Source organism: Jiangella sp. DSM 45060 (assembly GCF_900105175.1).
Classification (GTDB): Bacteria; Actinomycetota; Actinomycetes; order Jiangellales; family Jiangellaceae; genus Jiangella.
Genome location: NZ_LT629771.1, coordinates 2,188,965 through 2,203,093, shown reverse-complemented (window position 1 = coordinate 2,203,093; position 14,129 = coordinate 2,188,965). Strand labels below are relative to the sequence as shown.

The 14,129-nt window shown below is 70.8% G+C and carries 19 protein-coding genes; 5 read left to right on the top strand and 14 right to left on the bottom strand.

The genetic code is table 11. The features are described 5' to 3' along the window. Nucleotides 1–62: 62 nt before the first annotated feature. A complete protein-coding gene (locus BLU82_RS09830; RefSeq protein ID WP_092619136.1) occupies nucleotides 63–1,490 on the top strand; it encodes a PLP-dependent aminotransferase family protein in 1,428 nt (475 codons plus the stop codon). On the opposite strand, the gene BLU82_RS09825 is transcribed toward BLU82_RS09830, so the two are convergent. The 5 genes from BLU82_RS09825 to BLU82_RS09805 are packed head-to-tail and all read right to left on the bottom strand — an operon-like array spanning nucleotide 1,491 to nucleotide 5,159. After that, nucleotides 1,491–2,222, bottom strand: coding sequence for an ABC transporter permease (locus BLU82_RS09825; protein ID WP_092619132.1), 732 nt, complete (start codon nucleotides 2,220–2,222; stop codon nucleotides 1,491–1,493). It lies immediately after the preceding gene. A gap of 14 nt (nucleotides 2,223–2,236) precedes the next feature. Further along, nucleotides 2,237–3,154 carry an ABC transporter ATP-binding protein gene (locus BLU82_RS09820; protein WP_092625655.1) on the bottom strand — a complete coding sequence of 306 codons (918 nt, stop codon included), beginning with the start codon at nucleotides 3,152–3,154 and terminating at the stop codon, nucleotides 2,237–2,239. Between the two features lie 27 nt (nucleotides 3,155–3,181). After that, nucleotides 3,182–3,919 carry a hypothetical protein gene (locus BLU82_RS09815; protein ID WP_092619129.1) on the bottom strand — a complete coding sequence of 246 codons (738 nt, stop codon included), beginning with the start codon at nucleotides 3,917–3,919 and terminating at the stop codon, nucleotides 3,182–3,184. Then, entirely contained in the window at nucleotides 3,916–4,794 is an 879-nt protein-coding gene (locus BLU82_RS09810) for an ABC transporter ATP-binding protein (protein WP_092619126.1), read from the bottom strand. The genes BLU82_RS09815 and BLU82_RS09810 overlap by 4 nt, the downstream gene beginning before the upstream one ends. Further along, nucleotides 4,791–5,159 carry a GntR family transcriptional regulator gene (locus BLU82_RS09805; protein WP_069114102.1) on the bottom strand — a complete coding sequence of 123 codons (369 nt, stop codon included), beginning with the start codon at nucleotides 5,157–5,159 and terminating at the stop codon, nucleotides 4,791–4,793. The genes BLU82_RS09810 and BLU82_RS09805 overlap by 4 nt, the downstream gene beginning before the upstream one ends. A gap of 118 nt (nucleotides 5,160–5,277) precedes the next feature. On the opposite strand from BLU82_RS09805, the gene BLU82_RS09800 reads away from it, so the two are divergent. From BLU82_RS09800 to BLU82_RS09785, 4 genes are read left to right on the top strand one after another with little or no spacing between them, the layout of a single operon-like run. After that, complete coding sequence (locus BLU82_RS09800) at nucleotides 5,278–5,601, top strand: helix-turn-helix transcriptional regulator (RefSeq protein WP_092619123.1); 324 nt, start codon at nucleotides 5,278–5,280, stop codon at nucleotides 5,599–5,601. Then, nucleotides 5,601–6,023, top strand: a complete 423-nt coding sequence (locus BLU82_RS09795; protein WP_092619120.1) for an SRPBCC domain-containing protein — start codon at nucleotides 5,601–5,603, stop codon at nucleotides 6,021–6,023. Before BLU82_RS09800 ends, BLU82_RS09795 begins: the two co-directional genes overlap by 1 nt. A gap of 40 nt (nucleotides 6,024–6,063) precedes the next feature. Next, nucleotides 6,064–6,294, top strand: a complete 231-nt coding sequence (locus BLU82_RS09790; RefSeq protein WP_092619118.1) for a bacteriocin immunity protein — start codon at nucleotides 6,064–6,066, stop codon at nucleotides 6,292–6,294. Nucleotides 6,295–6,309: 15 nt separating this feature from the next. Then, the gene (locus BLU82_RS09785) at nucleotides 6,310–6,579 is read left to right on the top strand and encodes a hypothetical protein (protein ID WP_092619115.1); all 270 of its coding nucleotides are present in this window, start codon (nucleotides 6,310–6,312) and stop codon (nucleotides 6,577–6,579) included. Between the two features lie 9 nt (nucleotides 6,580–6,588). On the opposite strand, the gene def is transcribed toward BLU82_RS09785, so the two are convergent. The 9 genes from def to BLU82_RS09740 are packed head-to-tail and all read right to left on the bottom strand — an operon-like array spanning nucleotide 6,589 to nucleotide 14,030. Then, nucleotides 6,589–7,134, bottom strand: a complete 546-nt coding sequence (def, locus tag BLU82_RS09780; protein ID WP_092619112.1) for a peptide deformylase — start codon at nucleotides 7,132–7,134, stop codon at nucleotides 6,589–6,591. A 3-nt stretch (nucleotides 7,135–7,137) separates the two neighbouring features. Further along, nucleotides 7,138–7,773 carry an HAD family hydrolase gene (locus BLU82_RS09775; protein ID WP_092619110.1) on the bottom strand — a complete coding sequence of 212 codons (636 nt, stop codon included), beginning with the start codon at nucleotides 7,771–7,773 and terminating at the stop codon, nucleotides 7,138–7,140. Next, a complete protein-coding gene (locus BLU82_RS09770) occupies nucleotides 7,770–8,087 on the bottom strand; it encodes a metal-sulfur cluster assembly factor (RefSeq protein ID WP_092619107.1) in 318 nt (105 codons plus the stop codon). Before BLU82_RS09770 ends, BLU82_RS09775 begins: the two co-directional genes overlap by 4 nt. Continuing rightward, on the bottom strand, nucleotides 8,084–8,542 hold the full coding sequence (gene sufU, locus BLU82_RS09765) for a Fe-S cluster assembly sulfur transfer protein SufU (protein ID WP_092619104.1): 459 nt from the start codon (nucleotides 8,540–8,542) through the stop codon (nucleotides 8,084–8,086). The genes BLU82_RS09770 and sufU overlap by 4 nt, the downstream gene beginning before the upstream one ends. Beyond that, on the bottom strand, nucleotides 8,539–9,804 hold the full coding sequence (locus BLU82_RS09760; RefSeq protein ID WP_092619101.1) for a cysteine desulfurase: 1,266 nt from the start codon (nucleotides 9,802–9,804) through the stop codon (nucleotides 8,539–8,541). The genes sufU and BLU82_RS09760 overlap by 4 nt, the downstream gene beginning before the upstream one ends. A gap of 29 nt (nucleotides 9,805–9,833) precedes the next feature. Beyond that, nucleotides 9,834–10,592 (bottom strand): Fe-S cluster assembly ATPase SufC, encoded by a 759-nt coding sequence (gene sufC / locus BLU82_RS09755; protein WP_092619098.1) that lies wholly within the window; start codon nucleotides 10,590–10,592, stop codon nucleotides 9,834–9,836. 29 nt (nucleotides 10,593–10,621) lie between these two features. Beyond that, entirely contained in the window at nucleotides 10,622–11,839 is a 1,218-nt protein-coding gene (sufD, locus tag BLU82_RS09750) for a Fe-S cluster assembly protein SufD (protein ID WP_092619095.1), read from the bottom strand. 47 nt (nucleotides 11,840–11,886) lie between these two features. Continuing rightward, nucleotides 11,887–13,299, bottom strand: coding sequence for a Fe-S cluster assembly protein SufB (gene sufB, locus BLU82_RS09745; RefSeq protein WP_092619092.1), 1,413 nt, complete (start codon nucleotides 13,297–13,299; stop codon nucleotides 11,887–11,889). Next, the gene (locus tag BLU82_RS09740) at nucleotides 13,296–14,030 is read right to left on the bottom strand and encodes a metalloregulator ArsR/SmtB family transcription factor (RefSeq protein ID WP_092619089.1); all 735 of its coding nucleotides are present in this window, start codon (nucleotides 14,028–14,030) and stop codon (nucleotides 13,296–13,298) included. The genes sufB and BLU82_RS09740 overlap by 4 nt, the downstream gene beginning before the upstream one ends. Nucleotides 14,031–14,129: the final 99 nt, after the last annotated feature.

Sequence of the window (14,129 nt, the reverse complement as noted above, 5' to 3'; positions counted from 1 at the left end):
AATCAACAGCCAACACCAGTCCACTCCTTCCAACAAGATGCCAATCATGGAACACTGGACTGATGAACAGCGCGCGGCTCGGCCCGAAGGACCTGCGGACGCTGCTCGGCGAGTGGGACACCGGCGGGCAGAGTGCGTACCACGCGCTGGCCGATCGCATCAGGCTGCTCATCATCGACGGGCGCATCCCGACGCGGACGCGGCTGCCGGCCGAGCGGGAGCTGGCGGACGAATTGGAGCGCAGTCGCACGACCATCGTCTCCGCGTACCGCGCGCTCAAGGAGACCGGCCACCTCGTCAGCCAGCGCGGCTCCGGCAGCGTGGTCGCGCTGCCGCACGCGCACGGCGGGCAGGGCGGGTTCCCCGAGCCGGCCGTCGTCGACTTCGCGAGGGCGGCGCCGGCGGCCATCGGCGGGTTGGAGACGATCATCCAGCGGGCCACCGAGCGGCTGCCGGAGGTGCTCGGCAAGAGCGGCTTCGACCTCGTCGGCAGCCTGTCGCTGCGCGAACGCATCGCCGCCCACTACAGCGCCCGCGGCCTGCCGACCCACCCCGGGCAGCTGATGATCACGCTCGGCGCCCAGCACGCCATCGCGCTCGTCGCGCGCACGCTGGTGCGCCAGGCCGACCGCGTCCTCGTCGAGTCGCCGACGTACCCGCACGCGCTCGACGGGCTCAGGGTGAGCGGCGGGCGGCTGGTCACCGTCCCGGTCACGGCCGACGGGTGGGACGGCGACCGGTTGCGCGACGCGCTGGAGCGGGTCCGGCCGGCGGTCGCGTACCTGATCCCCGACTTCCAGAACCCCACCGGCGCCTCCATGCCCCCGGCCCAACGCGACGAGGTCGTCCGGCAGGCGGGCCGCGCGGGCACGGTCCTGGTCATCGACGAGACGACGGCTGACCTCGACATCGACCGCGGCTGGACCGACGTCCCGTTCGCCGCGCGCGCCGAGGGCCACCGCACCGTCAGCATCGGCTCGCTCGGCAAGAGCGTCTGGGGCGGCCTGCGCATCGGCTGGATCAGGGCCGACGACGACGTCGTGGGCGCGCTGCACACGGCCCGCGCGGCCGGCGACCTCGGGACGCCTGAGCTGGAACAGCTGGTCGCCGCCGAGGTGTTCGACGACTACCCGGCGCTGGTGCAGCGGCGCACGGAGCAGCTGCGCCACCACCGCGACGTGCTGGTGCGCGAGCTGCACGAGCGGCTGCCGCACTGGGACGTTCCGGTGCCTGACGGCGGCGCGTCGCTGTGGGTGGGCCTGGGCGCGCCGATCAGCTCGGCGCTCGCCCTGTTCGGCCTCACCCGCGGCGTCAGCCTGATCGCCGGCCCGAAGTTCGGCGTCGACGGCGCGTTCGAGCGGTTCCTGCGCCTCCCCTACACCGGCCGGGTGGACGAGCTCACGCGCGGCGTCCACCTGTTGGAGGACACCGCGCGCTCGCTCCCCGCGCTCCCGGCCGGCCGGTCGCCCCAGCTGGCCGAGGTGGTGTAGTCACTCCCAGCGGAACACCCGGGCCGCCACCGCGCCGGCGACGACCGTCACGACGACCAGGGCCAGCAGGTTCGTCCCGCCGGGCCAGGACCCGTTCCACGCGTCCTGCATCGCCTCCATGCCGGCGCCCAGCGGCGACACGTCGCGGATCGGCCGGGCCCACGACGGCATGAGGTCGCCCGGCGTCCAGATGCCGGCGAAGAACATGCTCGGGAAGAACAGCAGCATGCCGATCGACGTGGCCGCCTTGCCGGTCGGCGCCAGCGCCGCGACCAGCAGCCCGAGCGCGAAGAGCGCCGTCGCCGTCAGCGTGAACGCGACGACGAAACCGGCGACGTCCGACGGCGTGCCGAGGTCGAAGGCGAGCGCGCCGAGCAGCACCACCATCACCGCCGACGCCACCAGCGCGGCGAGGTTGACCAGAAGCTGCGCCGCCAGCACGTCGCCCGGGTGCACCGGCGTCGTCGACAGCCGGCGCAGGATGCCCTTCTCGCGGTAGGTCGCGAGCACCGTCGGCAGGACGCTCAGCCCGAGCAGGGCCGCCGACAGCGCCAGCGCCATGACCGGCAGGAACGCCTTGGTGATGCCGTTCTCGGGGTCGTCCTCGCCCAGCCCGATGGAGCCGAACACGATCATCAGGCCGATCGGCAGCGCGAACGTCATGACCGCGGACGTGGTGTCGCGGAGGAACAGCTTGGACTCGACGGTGATGATCTTGGTCAGGGTGGACATCGTCGTGACTCCTCTCAGATGGCCGCGGGCTCGAACGACCGGCCGGTCATGGCGACGAACGCGTCCTCGAGGCTGGCCTGGTCCATGCGCAGCTCAGCGGCGACGACGTCGTGCGCGGCCAGTGTGGTGATGACGGTGTAGGGCAGGTTGCCGGTGCCGCTGACGACGTAGTGGGCGCCGTCGCGGCGGACGTCGGTGACGTCGGGCAGAGCGGTGAGGACGGTCTCGTCCAGGGGCGACGACGGCCGGAACCGCAGCGTCTGCTCCGACGACACCCGCGCGATCAGCCCGGCCGGGCTGTCGATGGCCGCGACCCGGCCGCGATCGATCAGCGCGATGCGGTCGCACAGCCGCTCGGCCTCGTCCATGAAGTGGGTGACGAGGATGATCGTGACCCCGCGCGAGCGGACCTGCTCGATCAGCTGCCAGGTGTCGCGCCGCGCCTGCGGGTCGAGGCCGGTGGTCAGCTCGTCGAGCACGGCGATGCGCGGGTTGCCGACCAGCGCGAGCGCGATCGACAGCCGCTGCTTCTGCCCGCCGGACAACTTCTCGAACCGGGTGCCGGCCTTCTCGGACAGCCCGAGGTCGGCCAGCAGCTCGGCGGGGTCGGCCGGCGACGGGTAGAACGACGCGTAGAGGTCGAGCGCCTCGGCGGCCGTGATCTTCTCCGGCAGCTCGCTCTCCTGCAGCTGCGCGCCGAGCACCTTGCGCACCTCGGCGCGGTCGCGGACGGGGTCGAGGCCCAGCACGCTGACGCTGCCGCCGTCGGGCCGCCGCAGGCCCTCGATGCACTCGACGGTGGTGGTCTTGCCGGCGCCGTTGGGGCCGAGGATCCCGAAGATCTCGCCCTCCTCGACCGCGAACGAGACGTCGTCGACGGCGACGGTCGAGCCGTAGACCTTGTGCAGGCTGGTCACGTCGATGATCGGCATGGTGGTGCCGTCCTTCCGGGTCATGGGTCAGGCCTTCTGCGGCCGGAGGTCGATGGTGCGGACGAAGCGCTGGATGCCGGCGAGCGTCAGGGCCAGGACGGCGAGCGCGGCGAGCACCGCGACGCCGTCGGGCAGCCGGCCGGCGCCCATGGCGTCCATCGCCGCGCCGGCCCAGCCGACCGACATGATCGCCTCGACGGCCAGCAGCGGCAGCAGCAGGAGCGGCAACGCGATCGTCGGCCAGAACCAGCCCCACTTGTAGTAGGCAGAGCCGATCAGCCAGCCGCCGGCCACGTTGGCGGCGACGACGATCCACACCTCGGGGACGACGAGCCAGAACTGGTAGCCGTGGTCGAACAGATGCGGCGTCGTGAACGTCTGCGTGGTGCCGCCGGCCCGGTAGAGGCCGTACTCGACGAGGTAGCCGGCCGCCTCGAGCAGCGCCATGACGAGCGCCATCGCGATGACGATGGCGGAGCCCGCCCAGCCGAAGCTGCGCCGCGTGACGCCGGACGCGATGGCCACCGGGAGGTAGGCCGCGGTGATCATGATGCCCATCGAGAGCGGGAAGTACCGCGTGGCGTACTGGGAGTTCTCCCAGATGCTCTCGCCACCGTCGATGCCGTTGGTGACCTGGACGAGCACCGCGACGGCCCCGAAGATGACCGCGACGATCGCGATGAACAGCACGAAGCTCTTGGCGAGGCCGGTCGAGAGGTCCAGGAACGAGGACCGCGCGCGGCGGTAGGTGAGCGTGGCGCTCATGCCGGGTCTCCCTTCGTGAGGTGGACGAACAGGTCCTGCAGCGCGACGGGCGACAGCTCCAGCCCCCAGTCGGTGGCGACGGCGCGCGCGTCGGCGGGGATCTCGCCGTAGACGGTGACCGACTTCGTCCCGCCGAGCCGCTGCTCGCCGAGGACCGTCATGCCGGTGGTGAAGTCGTCGACGGCGGCGGCCGGGCCGACGACCGCGGCGCCGCGCATGCGCAGCGTCTCGGTGTCGTCGTGGGCGACGAGCCGGCCGTGGTCGATGATCACGACCTGCTCGAACAGCCGCGAGACCTCCTCGATGAGGTGTGTCGACAGGATGATCGTGCGCGGGTGCTCGATGTAGTCCTCGAGCAGCGCGTCGTAGAACGCGTACCGCGACGGCGCGTCGAGGCCGAGATAGGACTCGTCGAGCATGGTCAGCGGCGCCCGCGAGGCGAGGCCGACGGCGATGCCGAGCGCCGAGCGCTGCCCGCGCGACAGCTTGGTGACGCCGCGGTTCACCGGCACCTGGAACAGGTCGATCAGCCGCTGCGCGAGTTCGTCGTCCCAGCGCGGCCGGAACCGCCGGCCCCGGCGCAGGATGGCCTTCACGCTCTCGCCCTCGACGACGACGTCGCCGCTCTCGCGGACCAGGCAGATGTCCTGCGTCAGCTCCTCGTTCTCGAACGGCACCCGGCCGTCGACGAGGATGCTGCCGTCGGTGACCCGGCGGAACGCGGCGATCAGCGACAGCAGCGTGGTCTTGCCCGACCCGTTGCGGCCGAGCAGCCCGTAGATCTTGCCGCCCTCGAGCTTCAGTGTGAGGTCGTCGACCGCCGTGACGCCCGGGTAGCGGACGGTGAGGTTCTGGATGTCGATGCCGAACGTCATGCCGACTCACGCCCCTTCAGCGTCTGGATGCGGGCGACGACGTCGTCGAGCGGGATGCCGATGACCCGGGCCTCGGCGACCATCGGCTCGACGACGTCGGCGAAGAAGCGCTCGCGCCGCTGCGAGAGCAGCGCGTCGCGGGCCTGCGGGCTGACGAACATGCCGATCCCCCGCCGCTTGTAGAGGACGCCTTCGTCCACCAGTTGCTGGAAGCCCTTGGCGGCCGTCGCCGGGTTGATGCGGTAGTAGGCCGCGTACTGGTTGGTGGACATCACCTGCTCGTCAGCTCCCAACTCGCCGCTGAGGATGTCGTTCTTGATGGACTCCGCGATCTGGTGGTAGATCGGGCTCCGGTCGTCGAACATGCGCACCCCCTCGGTTCTTAGGTTCCTTACTTTACTAATGAACCGTAGCACCACAGAACCAGCGAACGCAAAAGCGGGGGTTGATGGTTCACCAGTCGGTGAAGTATTGTGCGTGGCCATGTCCGCGTCCCGCCTCGATGTCGTCTTCGCCGCGCTGTCCGACCCGACGCGGCGCGCCGTTGTCGAACGGCTACGCCTCGGGCCTGCGACGATGACGGAGCTGGCCACTCCCCTGGCGGCCAGCCTGCCCGCGCTGACGAAGCACCTCGCGGTCCTCCAGCGGGCCGGCCTGGTGGCGACGGCGAAGCAGGGCCGGCGGCGGTACTGCACGCTGACTGCGCAGCCGCTGCGCGACGCCGCCGCCTGGCTGGCCGAGTACGGCGCCTACTGGGACGAGCGGCTGGACGCGCTCACCGGCTACCTGAAGGAGAACCCGTCGTGATGCCCCTGACGCTGCAGCTCAAGCGGCATGTCCCGGCCGAGCCCGCGCGGGTGTGGCGGGCGTGGACCGACCCCTCCGAGCTCGCGCGCTGGTACTGGCCCGCCTCGTTCGCCCCCACCTGCGACGTCGACCTGCGCGTCGGCGGCCGCTTCCGCATCGCGTCGGCCGCGGCCGGCATGGCCGTCAGCGGCGAGTTCGCGGCCGTCGAGCCGCCGGCCCGGCTCGTGCACACCTGGCGGTGGGACGGCGAGGACGCGGAGACGCTGGTGACGGTCGAGTTCCTGGCCGGCGCCGACGGCGGCACCGACGTCGTCGTCACGCACGAGCGGTTCACCGACCCCGGCGAGAGCGCGAACCACGCCCAGGGCTGGAACGACTGCCTCGCCCGGCTGGTCGCGTACGACTTCGCCGCCGGCCACTGAGCATCATGGTCGGCGTCGGGCGGCCGGATATCGTGCCGGCATGAGGACCCCCAGCGAGCGACAACGGCTGATCGATCTGGTCGCACGGCTACAGGCGGGCGAGTACACCTCCGAGGCCGAGGCGGATCGCGACGCCGAGGACTTCGAGGCTGCGGTTCCGCATCCGCGTGCGCTGGGGCTCATCTTCTGGCCGGACCGCGAGTTCGATCACGAGCCGACACCCGACGAGGTCGTGGACCGCGCGCTCGCCTACCGCCCGATCGCCCTCTGACCCGCGCCGCCACCCATGACGTACGAGCTGCACCTGCCCGCCGACTTCGGCGACTACGCGTGGGAGGTCGAGGCCAAGGGGTGGTTCGCAGCGGACGTGACGGCGCCCGGCGGCGGCACGCACCGGGTGACGTTCTACGACCCGGGGCGGCTGCGGCAGGACATCGAGGACGACCTGGCGGCCGGGCGGCCGGTGTCGATCGCCCGGCTGATCGTCGTCGAGCGGGTCGCCGCCGACCACATGGCGCGAGCGGTCGCGAGGCTTCCCGATGCCTTCTTCGCCTGACCGGCGCCGTCAGATGGCGCGGCCGAAGGTGGCGTGCGGCGAGTCGCGGATGACGGGGGCCTGCTCGCCGGCCCAGTCGGCCTCGCGGATGACCTTCATCGCGGCCTTGCGGGCCTCGCGGTCGAGCTTGTCGATGAAGAGGATGCCGTCGAGGTGGTCGGTCTCGTGCTGGATGGCGCGGGCCAGCCGCTCCGAGCCCTCGATGGCGACCGGGTCGCCGTACATGTTGAAGCCGTGCGCGACGACGCGCAGCGCGCGGCGGCAGTCGTACTCGAGGCCGGGCAGAGAGAGGCAGCCCTCGGGCCCGAACTGCTCTTCCTCGGACAGCTCCAGCGTCGGGTTGATCAGGTGGCCGACGACGTCGTCGACGTCGTAGGTGAAGACGCGCAGGGAGACGCCGATCTGCGGGGCGGCGAGGCCGGCACCGGGCGCCGCCTGCATGGTGTCGACGAGGTCGGTGACCAGCTGCTGGATCTCGCGGTCGAAGTCGACCACCGGCTCGGCCTGGGTGCGCAGGACCGGGTCGCCGAACAGGCGGATCGGGCGGACGGCCATGGGTTACTCCTCGGACGAGCGATCGGACGCGACCAGGCCCAGCTGCGACAGCTCGTCGCGCAGCCGGTCCGGGCCGGTGAAGTGCAGGCTGGTCATGCCGAGCGCCGCGGCGGCATCGACGTTGGGCGGGTTGTCGTCGATGTACACCGTCGACGACGCGTCGAGGCCGTAGCGGTCGAGCAGCACCTGGAACAGCCGCGGGTCGGGCTTGACCAGCCGCTCCGTGCCGGACACCACGATGCCCTCGAACCACGACAGCCACTCGAACCGCTCGACGGCGTGCGGGAACTTCTCCGCCGACCAGTTGGTCAGGGCGTACAGCCCGACCTCGCCGCCGTCGCGCAGCTCGCTCAGCAGCTCGACGGTGCCGTCGATGGGCCCGCCGAGGGTCTCGATCCAGCGGGTGTCGTAGGCCGCGATCAGCTCCGCGTGCTCGGGGTGCCGCTCGGACAGCTCCGCCACCGCGTCGGCCCACGAGCGGCCGGCGTCCTGCGCGGTGTTCCACTCAGGCGTCGTGACCTCGGTGAGGAACCGCTCCATCTCGGCCTCGGACGGCAGCAGCGTGCGGTACAGGTAGCGGGGGTCCCAGTCGACCAGCACTCCCCCGAGGTCGAAGACGACCGTCGACGGCGCGCTCATACGTTGAAACCGAGCGCGCGCAGCTGCTCTCGCCCCTCGTCGGTGATCTTGTCGGGGCCCCACGGCGGCATCCACACCCAGTTGATGCGCAGCTCGGCGACCAGGCCGTCGGTGGCGGCCGTCGCCTGCTCCTCGATGAGGTCGGTGAGCGGGCACGCGGCGCTGGTGAGCGTCATGTCGACGGTGGCGACGTTCTGCTCGTCGACACTGACGCCGTAGATCAGGCCGAGGTCGACGACGTTGATGCCCAGCTCGGGGTCGACGACGTCGCGGAGGGCCTCCTTGAGGTCCTCGAGGTCGACGGTGGTGGTCATCGGGTCTCCTCCTCGGTAGGCCCGGCGGAGAGCGCGCGGGCGGTCGCGTCCTTGAACGCCATCCAGCTCAGCAGCGCGCACTTGACCCGGGCGGGGTACTTGGCGACGCCGGCGAAGGCGATGCCGTCGCCGAGCACGTCCTCGTCGGGCTCGACCTGGCCGCGGCCCTGCATGAGCTCGGTGAACGTCTTCTCCACGGCGAAGGCGTCCTCGACCGTCGAGCCGGTGAGCAGCTCGTGCAGGACGCTCGCCGACGCCTGGCTGATCGAGCAGCCCTGGCCGTCGTACGAGACGTCGGCGATGGTCGAGCCGTCGAGCGCGACCCGGATGGTGATCTCGTCGCCGCATGTGGGGTTGACATGGTGCGCCTCGCCGCCGAACGGCTCGCGCAGGCCGCGCCCGTGCGGGTGCTTGTAGTGGTCCAGGATGATCTCCTGGTACAGGCTGTCACTCACCCGAAGAACCTCTTCACCTGGTCGAGACCGTCGGCGAGCGCGTCGATCTCGTCGAACGTCGTGTACAGGTAGAACGACGCTCGGGTGGTCGCGGGTATTCCGTAGCGGACGCAGACCGGACGGGCGCAGTGGTGCCCGACGCGGACGGCGACGCCCCGCTCGTCGAGCAGCTGGCCGACGTCGTGCGGGTGGACGCCGTCGAGGACGAACGAGACGGTGCCGCCGCGGGACTCCGTCGAGTTCGGCCCGATGATCCGGACGCCGTCGATGGCGTTGAGCTTGTCGAGCGCGTACGCCGTCAGCGCCTGCTCGTGCGCGTGGATGCGGTCGAGGCCGATACCGGTGAGGTAGTCGACCGCCGCGCCGAGGCCGATGGCCTGCGCGATGGGCGGCGTGCCGGCCTCGAACTTGTGCGGGATGGGCGCGAACGTCGAGCCCGTCATCGCGACGGTCTCGATCATCTCGCCGCCGCCTAGGAACGGGGGCAGCCCGTCGAGCACCTCGCGGCGGCCCCACAGCACGCCGATGCCCGTGGGGCCGACCATCTTGTGGCCGGTGAACGCGAGGAGGTCGACGCCCAGCTCGGTGACGTCGATGGGCTGGTGCGGCACCGACTGCGAGCCGTCGAGCAGGACGAGCGCGCCCACCTCGCGGGCCCGCGCGACCACCGTCGCGACGTCGTTGACGGTGCCGAGGCTGTTCGACTGGTGCACCAGCGAGACGATCTTCGTCCGCTCGTTGATCAGCTCGCCGATGGTCGAGAGGTCCAGCCGGCCGTCGTCGGTGAGCCCGAACCAGCGGAACGCCGCGCCCGTCCGCTTCGCCGCCAGCTGCCACGGGACGATGTTGGAGTGGTGCTCCATCTCGGTGACGACGATCTCGTCGCCGGGCCCCAGGCGGTACCGCGGGTCGTCGGCCAGGCCGCTGGCCAGCGTGTGCGCGACCAGGTTGAGCGCCTCGGAGGCGTTCTTGGTGAAGATGACCTCGTCGCGGCTGGGCGCCTTGATGAGCGCGGCGAGCTTGTCGCGGGCGCTCTCGTAGGCCGCCGTCGACTCCTCGCCGAGCTGGTGCACGGCGCGCGCCACGTTGGCGTTGTGGCGCGTGTAGTGCTCGGCGAGGGTCTCGACGACAGCGGCCGGCTTCTGCGAGGTGTTCGCGGAGTCGAGGTAGACCAGCGGGTGGTCACCGGCGAGCCGCCGTTCGAGGATCGGGAAGTCCTTGCGGACCCGATCCACGTCCAGCGGGCTGTGCGGTGCGCTCACGATGGCTCCTCTTGGTCTGGTGCGGCGGATCAGGCGGGGGTGCCGACGTAGTCGACGTAGCCCTTCTCCTCCAGCTTCTCCGCCAGTTCCGGGCCGCCCTCCTCGGCCACCCGGCCGTTGACGAAGACGTGCACGAAGTCGGGCTTGATGTAGCGCAGGATGCGCGTGTAGTGCGTGATCAGCAGCACGCCCTTGTCGCCGCCCGCGGAGAAGCGGTTGACGCCGTCGGACACCACCCGCAGCGCGTCGATGTCGAGGCCGGAGTCGGTCTCGTCGAGCACCGCGAACTTCGGGTTCAGCAGCTCCAGCTGCAGGATCTCGTGTCGCTTCTTCTCACCGCCGGAGAAGCCGGTGTTGAGGTCGCGCTCGGCGAAGTCGTCGGCGATGGCCAGCTGGTCCATGGCCTGCTTGACGTCCTTCACCCAGGTGCGCAGCTTCGGCGCCTCGCCGTCTACGGCGGTCTTGGCGGTGCGCAGGAAGTTCGACACCGACACGCCCGGCACCTCGACCGGGTACTGCATGGCGAGGAACAGGCCGGCGCGGGCCCGCTCGTCGACCGTCATGGCCAGCACGTCCTCGCCGTCGAGCAGCACCTCGCCGCTGGTGACGGTGTACTTCGGGTGCCCGGCCAGCGAGTAGGCCAGAGTGGACTTGCCGGACCCGTTCGGGCCCATGATGGCGTGCGTCTGACCGCTCCGGACGGTGAGGTCGACGCCGCGGAGGATCTCCTTGGGGCCGGCCTCGGTCTCGACGGAGACGTGCAGGTCGCGGATCTCCAGGGTGCTCATTCTCGATGCCTCTCGGGTGTTCTCGGTGGTCAGTGCGTGGTCGACGCGGCCGGCAGGCCCTCGCCCAGTGCCAGCTCGCGCTCGACGGTGGCGGTCAGCCGCTCGGCGATCTCCGGGACGCCGATCTTGTTGATCAGCTCGGTGAAGAAGCCGCGCACGACCAGCCGGCGCGCCTCGTCGGCGGAGATGCCCCGCGCCATCAGGTAGAACAGCTGCTCGTCGTCGAACCGGCCGGTGGCGCTGGCGTGCCCGGCGCCCTCGATCTCGCCGGTCTCGATCTCGAGGTTCGGGACGGAGTCGGCGCGGGCGCCGTCGGTGAGCACCAGGTTGCGGTTGAGCTCGTAGGTGCTGATGCCCTCGGCGGCCGGCCGGATGAGCACGTTGCCGATCCACACCGCGTGCGCCTTCGCGCCCTGAAGCGCGCCCTTGTAGAGCACGTTGCTGCGGCAGTTGGGCTGGTTGTGGTCGACGAACAGGCGCTTCTCGAGGTGCTGGCCGGCGTCGGCGAAGTACAGGCCGAGCAGCTCGGCGTCGCCGCCGGGCGCAGCGTAGTCGAGCGTGACCGACGTGCGCACGAGATCGCCGCCGAAGCTCACCACGACGTGCTTGACGACGGAGTCGCGGCCCACGCTGACGTGGTGGTGCGACAGGTGGATGGCGTCGTCGGCCCAGTCCTGCAGGCTCACCAGGGTGAGCCGGGCGCCGTCGTGGGTGACGATCTCGACGTTGTCGGCGAACGCCGCCGAGCCTTCGTGCTCGAGGACGACGACGGACTGGCTGAACCGCTCGGCCGTGATGACGACGTGGCCGGCGGCGGCCTTCTCGGCGCTCAGGCCGCGCAGCCGGACGATGGTCGGCTGCTCGACGACCGCGTCGGCCGGGATGGTGATGGCCAGCACCTTGTCGGCCTCGGCCCACGCCCGGGCGCTGGGGCGGTCGTTCGGCACGTAGCCGGACGAGCCCCGTCGCGGGTCGGTGGACTCGACCGTCTCGACGACCACCGGCGCGGCGGCGTCGACGCTGACCTCGTAGTCGTGGCCGTCGAGCGGGGCGTCGTCGTGCAGGCCGCGCAGCCGCGCCATGGGCGTGAAGCGCCACTCCTCTTCGCGCCCGCGCGGCACGACGTGGTCGGCGACGTCGAACGAGGCGACGGTGTCGAAGGCGCTGCCGCCGTGGTCGGGCGCGCCGGCGCCGTGCGAGTGCTCGGTGAGGCCGTGCTGGGCCTGCTGAGCCGTGTCGGTGGTCATCTGCTCTCTCTCGTGGGGTCTCGGGCTGCTGGCTTCGGGCGGCGGCGTCAGCCGACCGCGCCCTCCATCTGCAGCTCGATCAGCCGGTTCAGCTCCAGCGCGTACTCCATGGGCAACTCGCGCGCGATGGGCTCGATGAAGCCGCGCACGATCATGGCCATGGCCTCTTCCTCGGTGAGGCCGCGGCTCATCAGGTAGAAGAGCTGGTCCTCGCTGACCTTGGAGACGGTGGCCTCGTGGCCCATGGAGACGTCGTCGTTGCGGATGTCGACGTACGGGTAGGTGTCGGACCGCGAGATGGTGTCGACCAGCAGCGCGTCGCAGCGCACCGTGCTGGCGCTGGTGGTGGCGCGCGGCATGACCTGCACCAGGCCGCGGTACGACGTGCGGCCGCCGCCGCGGGCGACCGACTTCGACACGATGGAGCTGGACGTGTTCGGCGCCATGTGCACCATCTTGGAACCGGAGTCCTGGTGCTGGCCCTCGCCGGCGAACGCCAGCGACAGCGTCTCGCCCTTGGCGTGCTCGCCCATGAGGTAGATGGCCGGGTACTTCATGGTGATCTTCGAGCCGATGTTGCCGTCGATCCACTCCATGGTGGCGCCCTCGGCGGCCGTGGCGCGCTTCGTCACCAGGTTGTACACGTTGTTCGACCAGTTCTGGATGGTCGTGTACCGGACCCGGGCGCCCTTCTTCACCACGATCTCGACGACCGCGCTGTGCAGGGAGTCGGACGTGTAGATGGGTGCCGTGCAGCCCTCGACGTAGTGGACGTAGGAGTCCTCGTCGGCGATGATCAGCGTCCGCTCGAACTGGCCCATGTTCTCGGTGTTGATGCGGAAGTAGGCCTGCAGCGGGATCTCGACGTGCACGCCCTTCGGCACGTAGATGAACGAGCCGCCGGACCAGACCGCGGTGTTCAGCGCGGAGAACTTGTTGTCGCCGGCCGGGATGACCGAGGCGAAGTACTCCTTGAACAGCTCGGGGTGCTCCCGCAGGCCGGTGTCGGTGTCGAGGAAGATGACGCCCTGCTCCTCGAGGTCCTCACGGATCTTGTGGTAGACGACCTCGGACTCGTACTGCGCCGCGACGCCGGCGACGAGGCGCTGCTTCTCGGCCTCGGGGATGCCGAGCTTGTCGTAGGTGTTCTTGATGTCCTCGGGGAGGTCCTCCCACGAGGCCGCCTGCTTCTCCGTCGACCGGACGAAGTACTTGATGTTGTCGAAGTCGATGGTCGAGAGGTCGGCGCCCCACGTCGGCATCGGCTTCTTGTCGAACAGCCGCAGCGCCTTGAGGCGGGTCTCGAGCATCCACTCGGGCTCGTTCTTGAGGGCGGAGATCCCACGGACCACGTCCTCGTTCAGCCCGCGCTGCGCGGCCGCGCCGGCGGTGTCGCTGTCGGCCCAGCCGTACTCGTAACGACCCAGGCCCTCGAGCTCGGGGTGAGCGGTGGTGGTCATATCTGGGAGATCCTCTCCGTCTTTCCTGCGGTTTCCGTGGCGCTGCCGCCCCGGGGGATGTGCGTGGTGCAGACACCTTCACCGTGCGCGATGGTGGCGATGCGCTGGACGTGGGTGTCGAGCAGCCGGGCGAACGCCTCGGTTTCGGCCTCGCACAACTGCGGGAACTGCTCGGCGACGTGCGCCACCGGGCAGTGGTGCTGGCACAGCTGCTCGCCGGTGACCGGCGACGCCTGGGCCGACGCGGCGTACCCGTCGGCGCTGAGGGCGTCGGCGAGCGCGGCCGCGCGCTGCTCGGGAGGTACCGACTCGATGATAGGGCGGTACCGCTCCTCGAGGTCGGCGATCCGGCGACGCGCGAACTCGGCGACCAGGTGCTCTCCGCCGGTCTCGGCGAGGAACTTCAGCGCGCCGACCGCGAGATCGTCATAGGCCTGCTCGAACGCGTCGCGGCCGGCCGGCGTCAGCACGAACACCTTCGCCGGGCGGCCGCGGCCACGGTGGCCGTAGACTCGCTCTTCGCGGGACTCGATGACGCCGTCGCCCAGCAGGGTGTCGAGGTGGCGCCGGACTGCCGCCGGGGTCAGCCCCAGGCGCTCGCCCAGGGCGGCCGCCGTCGACGGGCCGTTCTCGAGGATGGAGCGGGCGACCCGCTCGCGGGTGCGCGCATGCGCCTCCTGGACGCCGGGCTCGTCGCCCGGTGCCCTGGTGGCGTCGCGCACGTTTTTCACAACACCATCGTGCTCTTTTTCCTGCGCCGTCTCAACCTCCTCATCGTGCGATGCATCACGCAGGTCAGCCTTACCTTGGTACGAGGGCCGGGCGCGGGG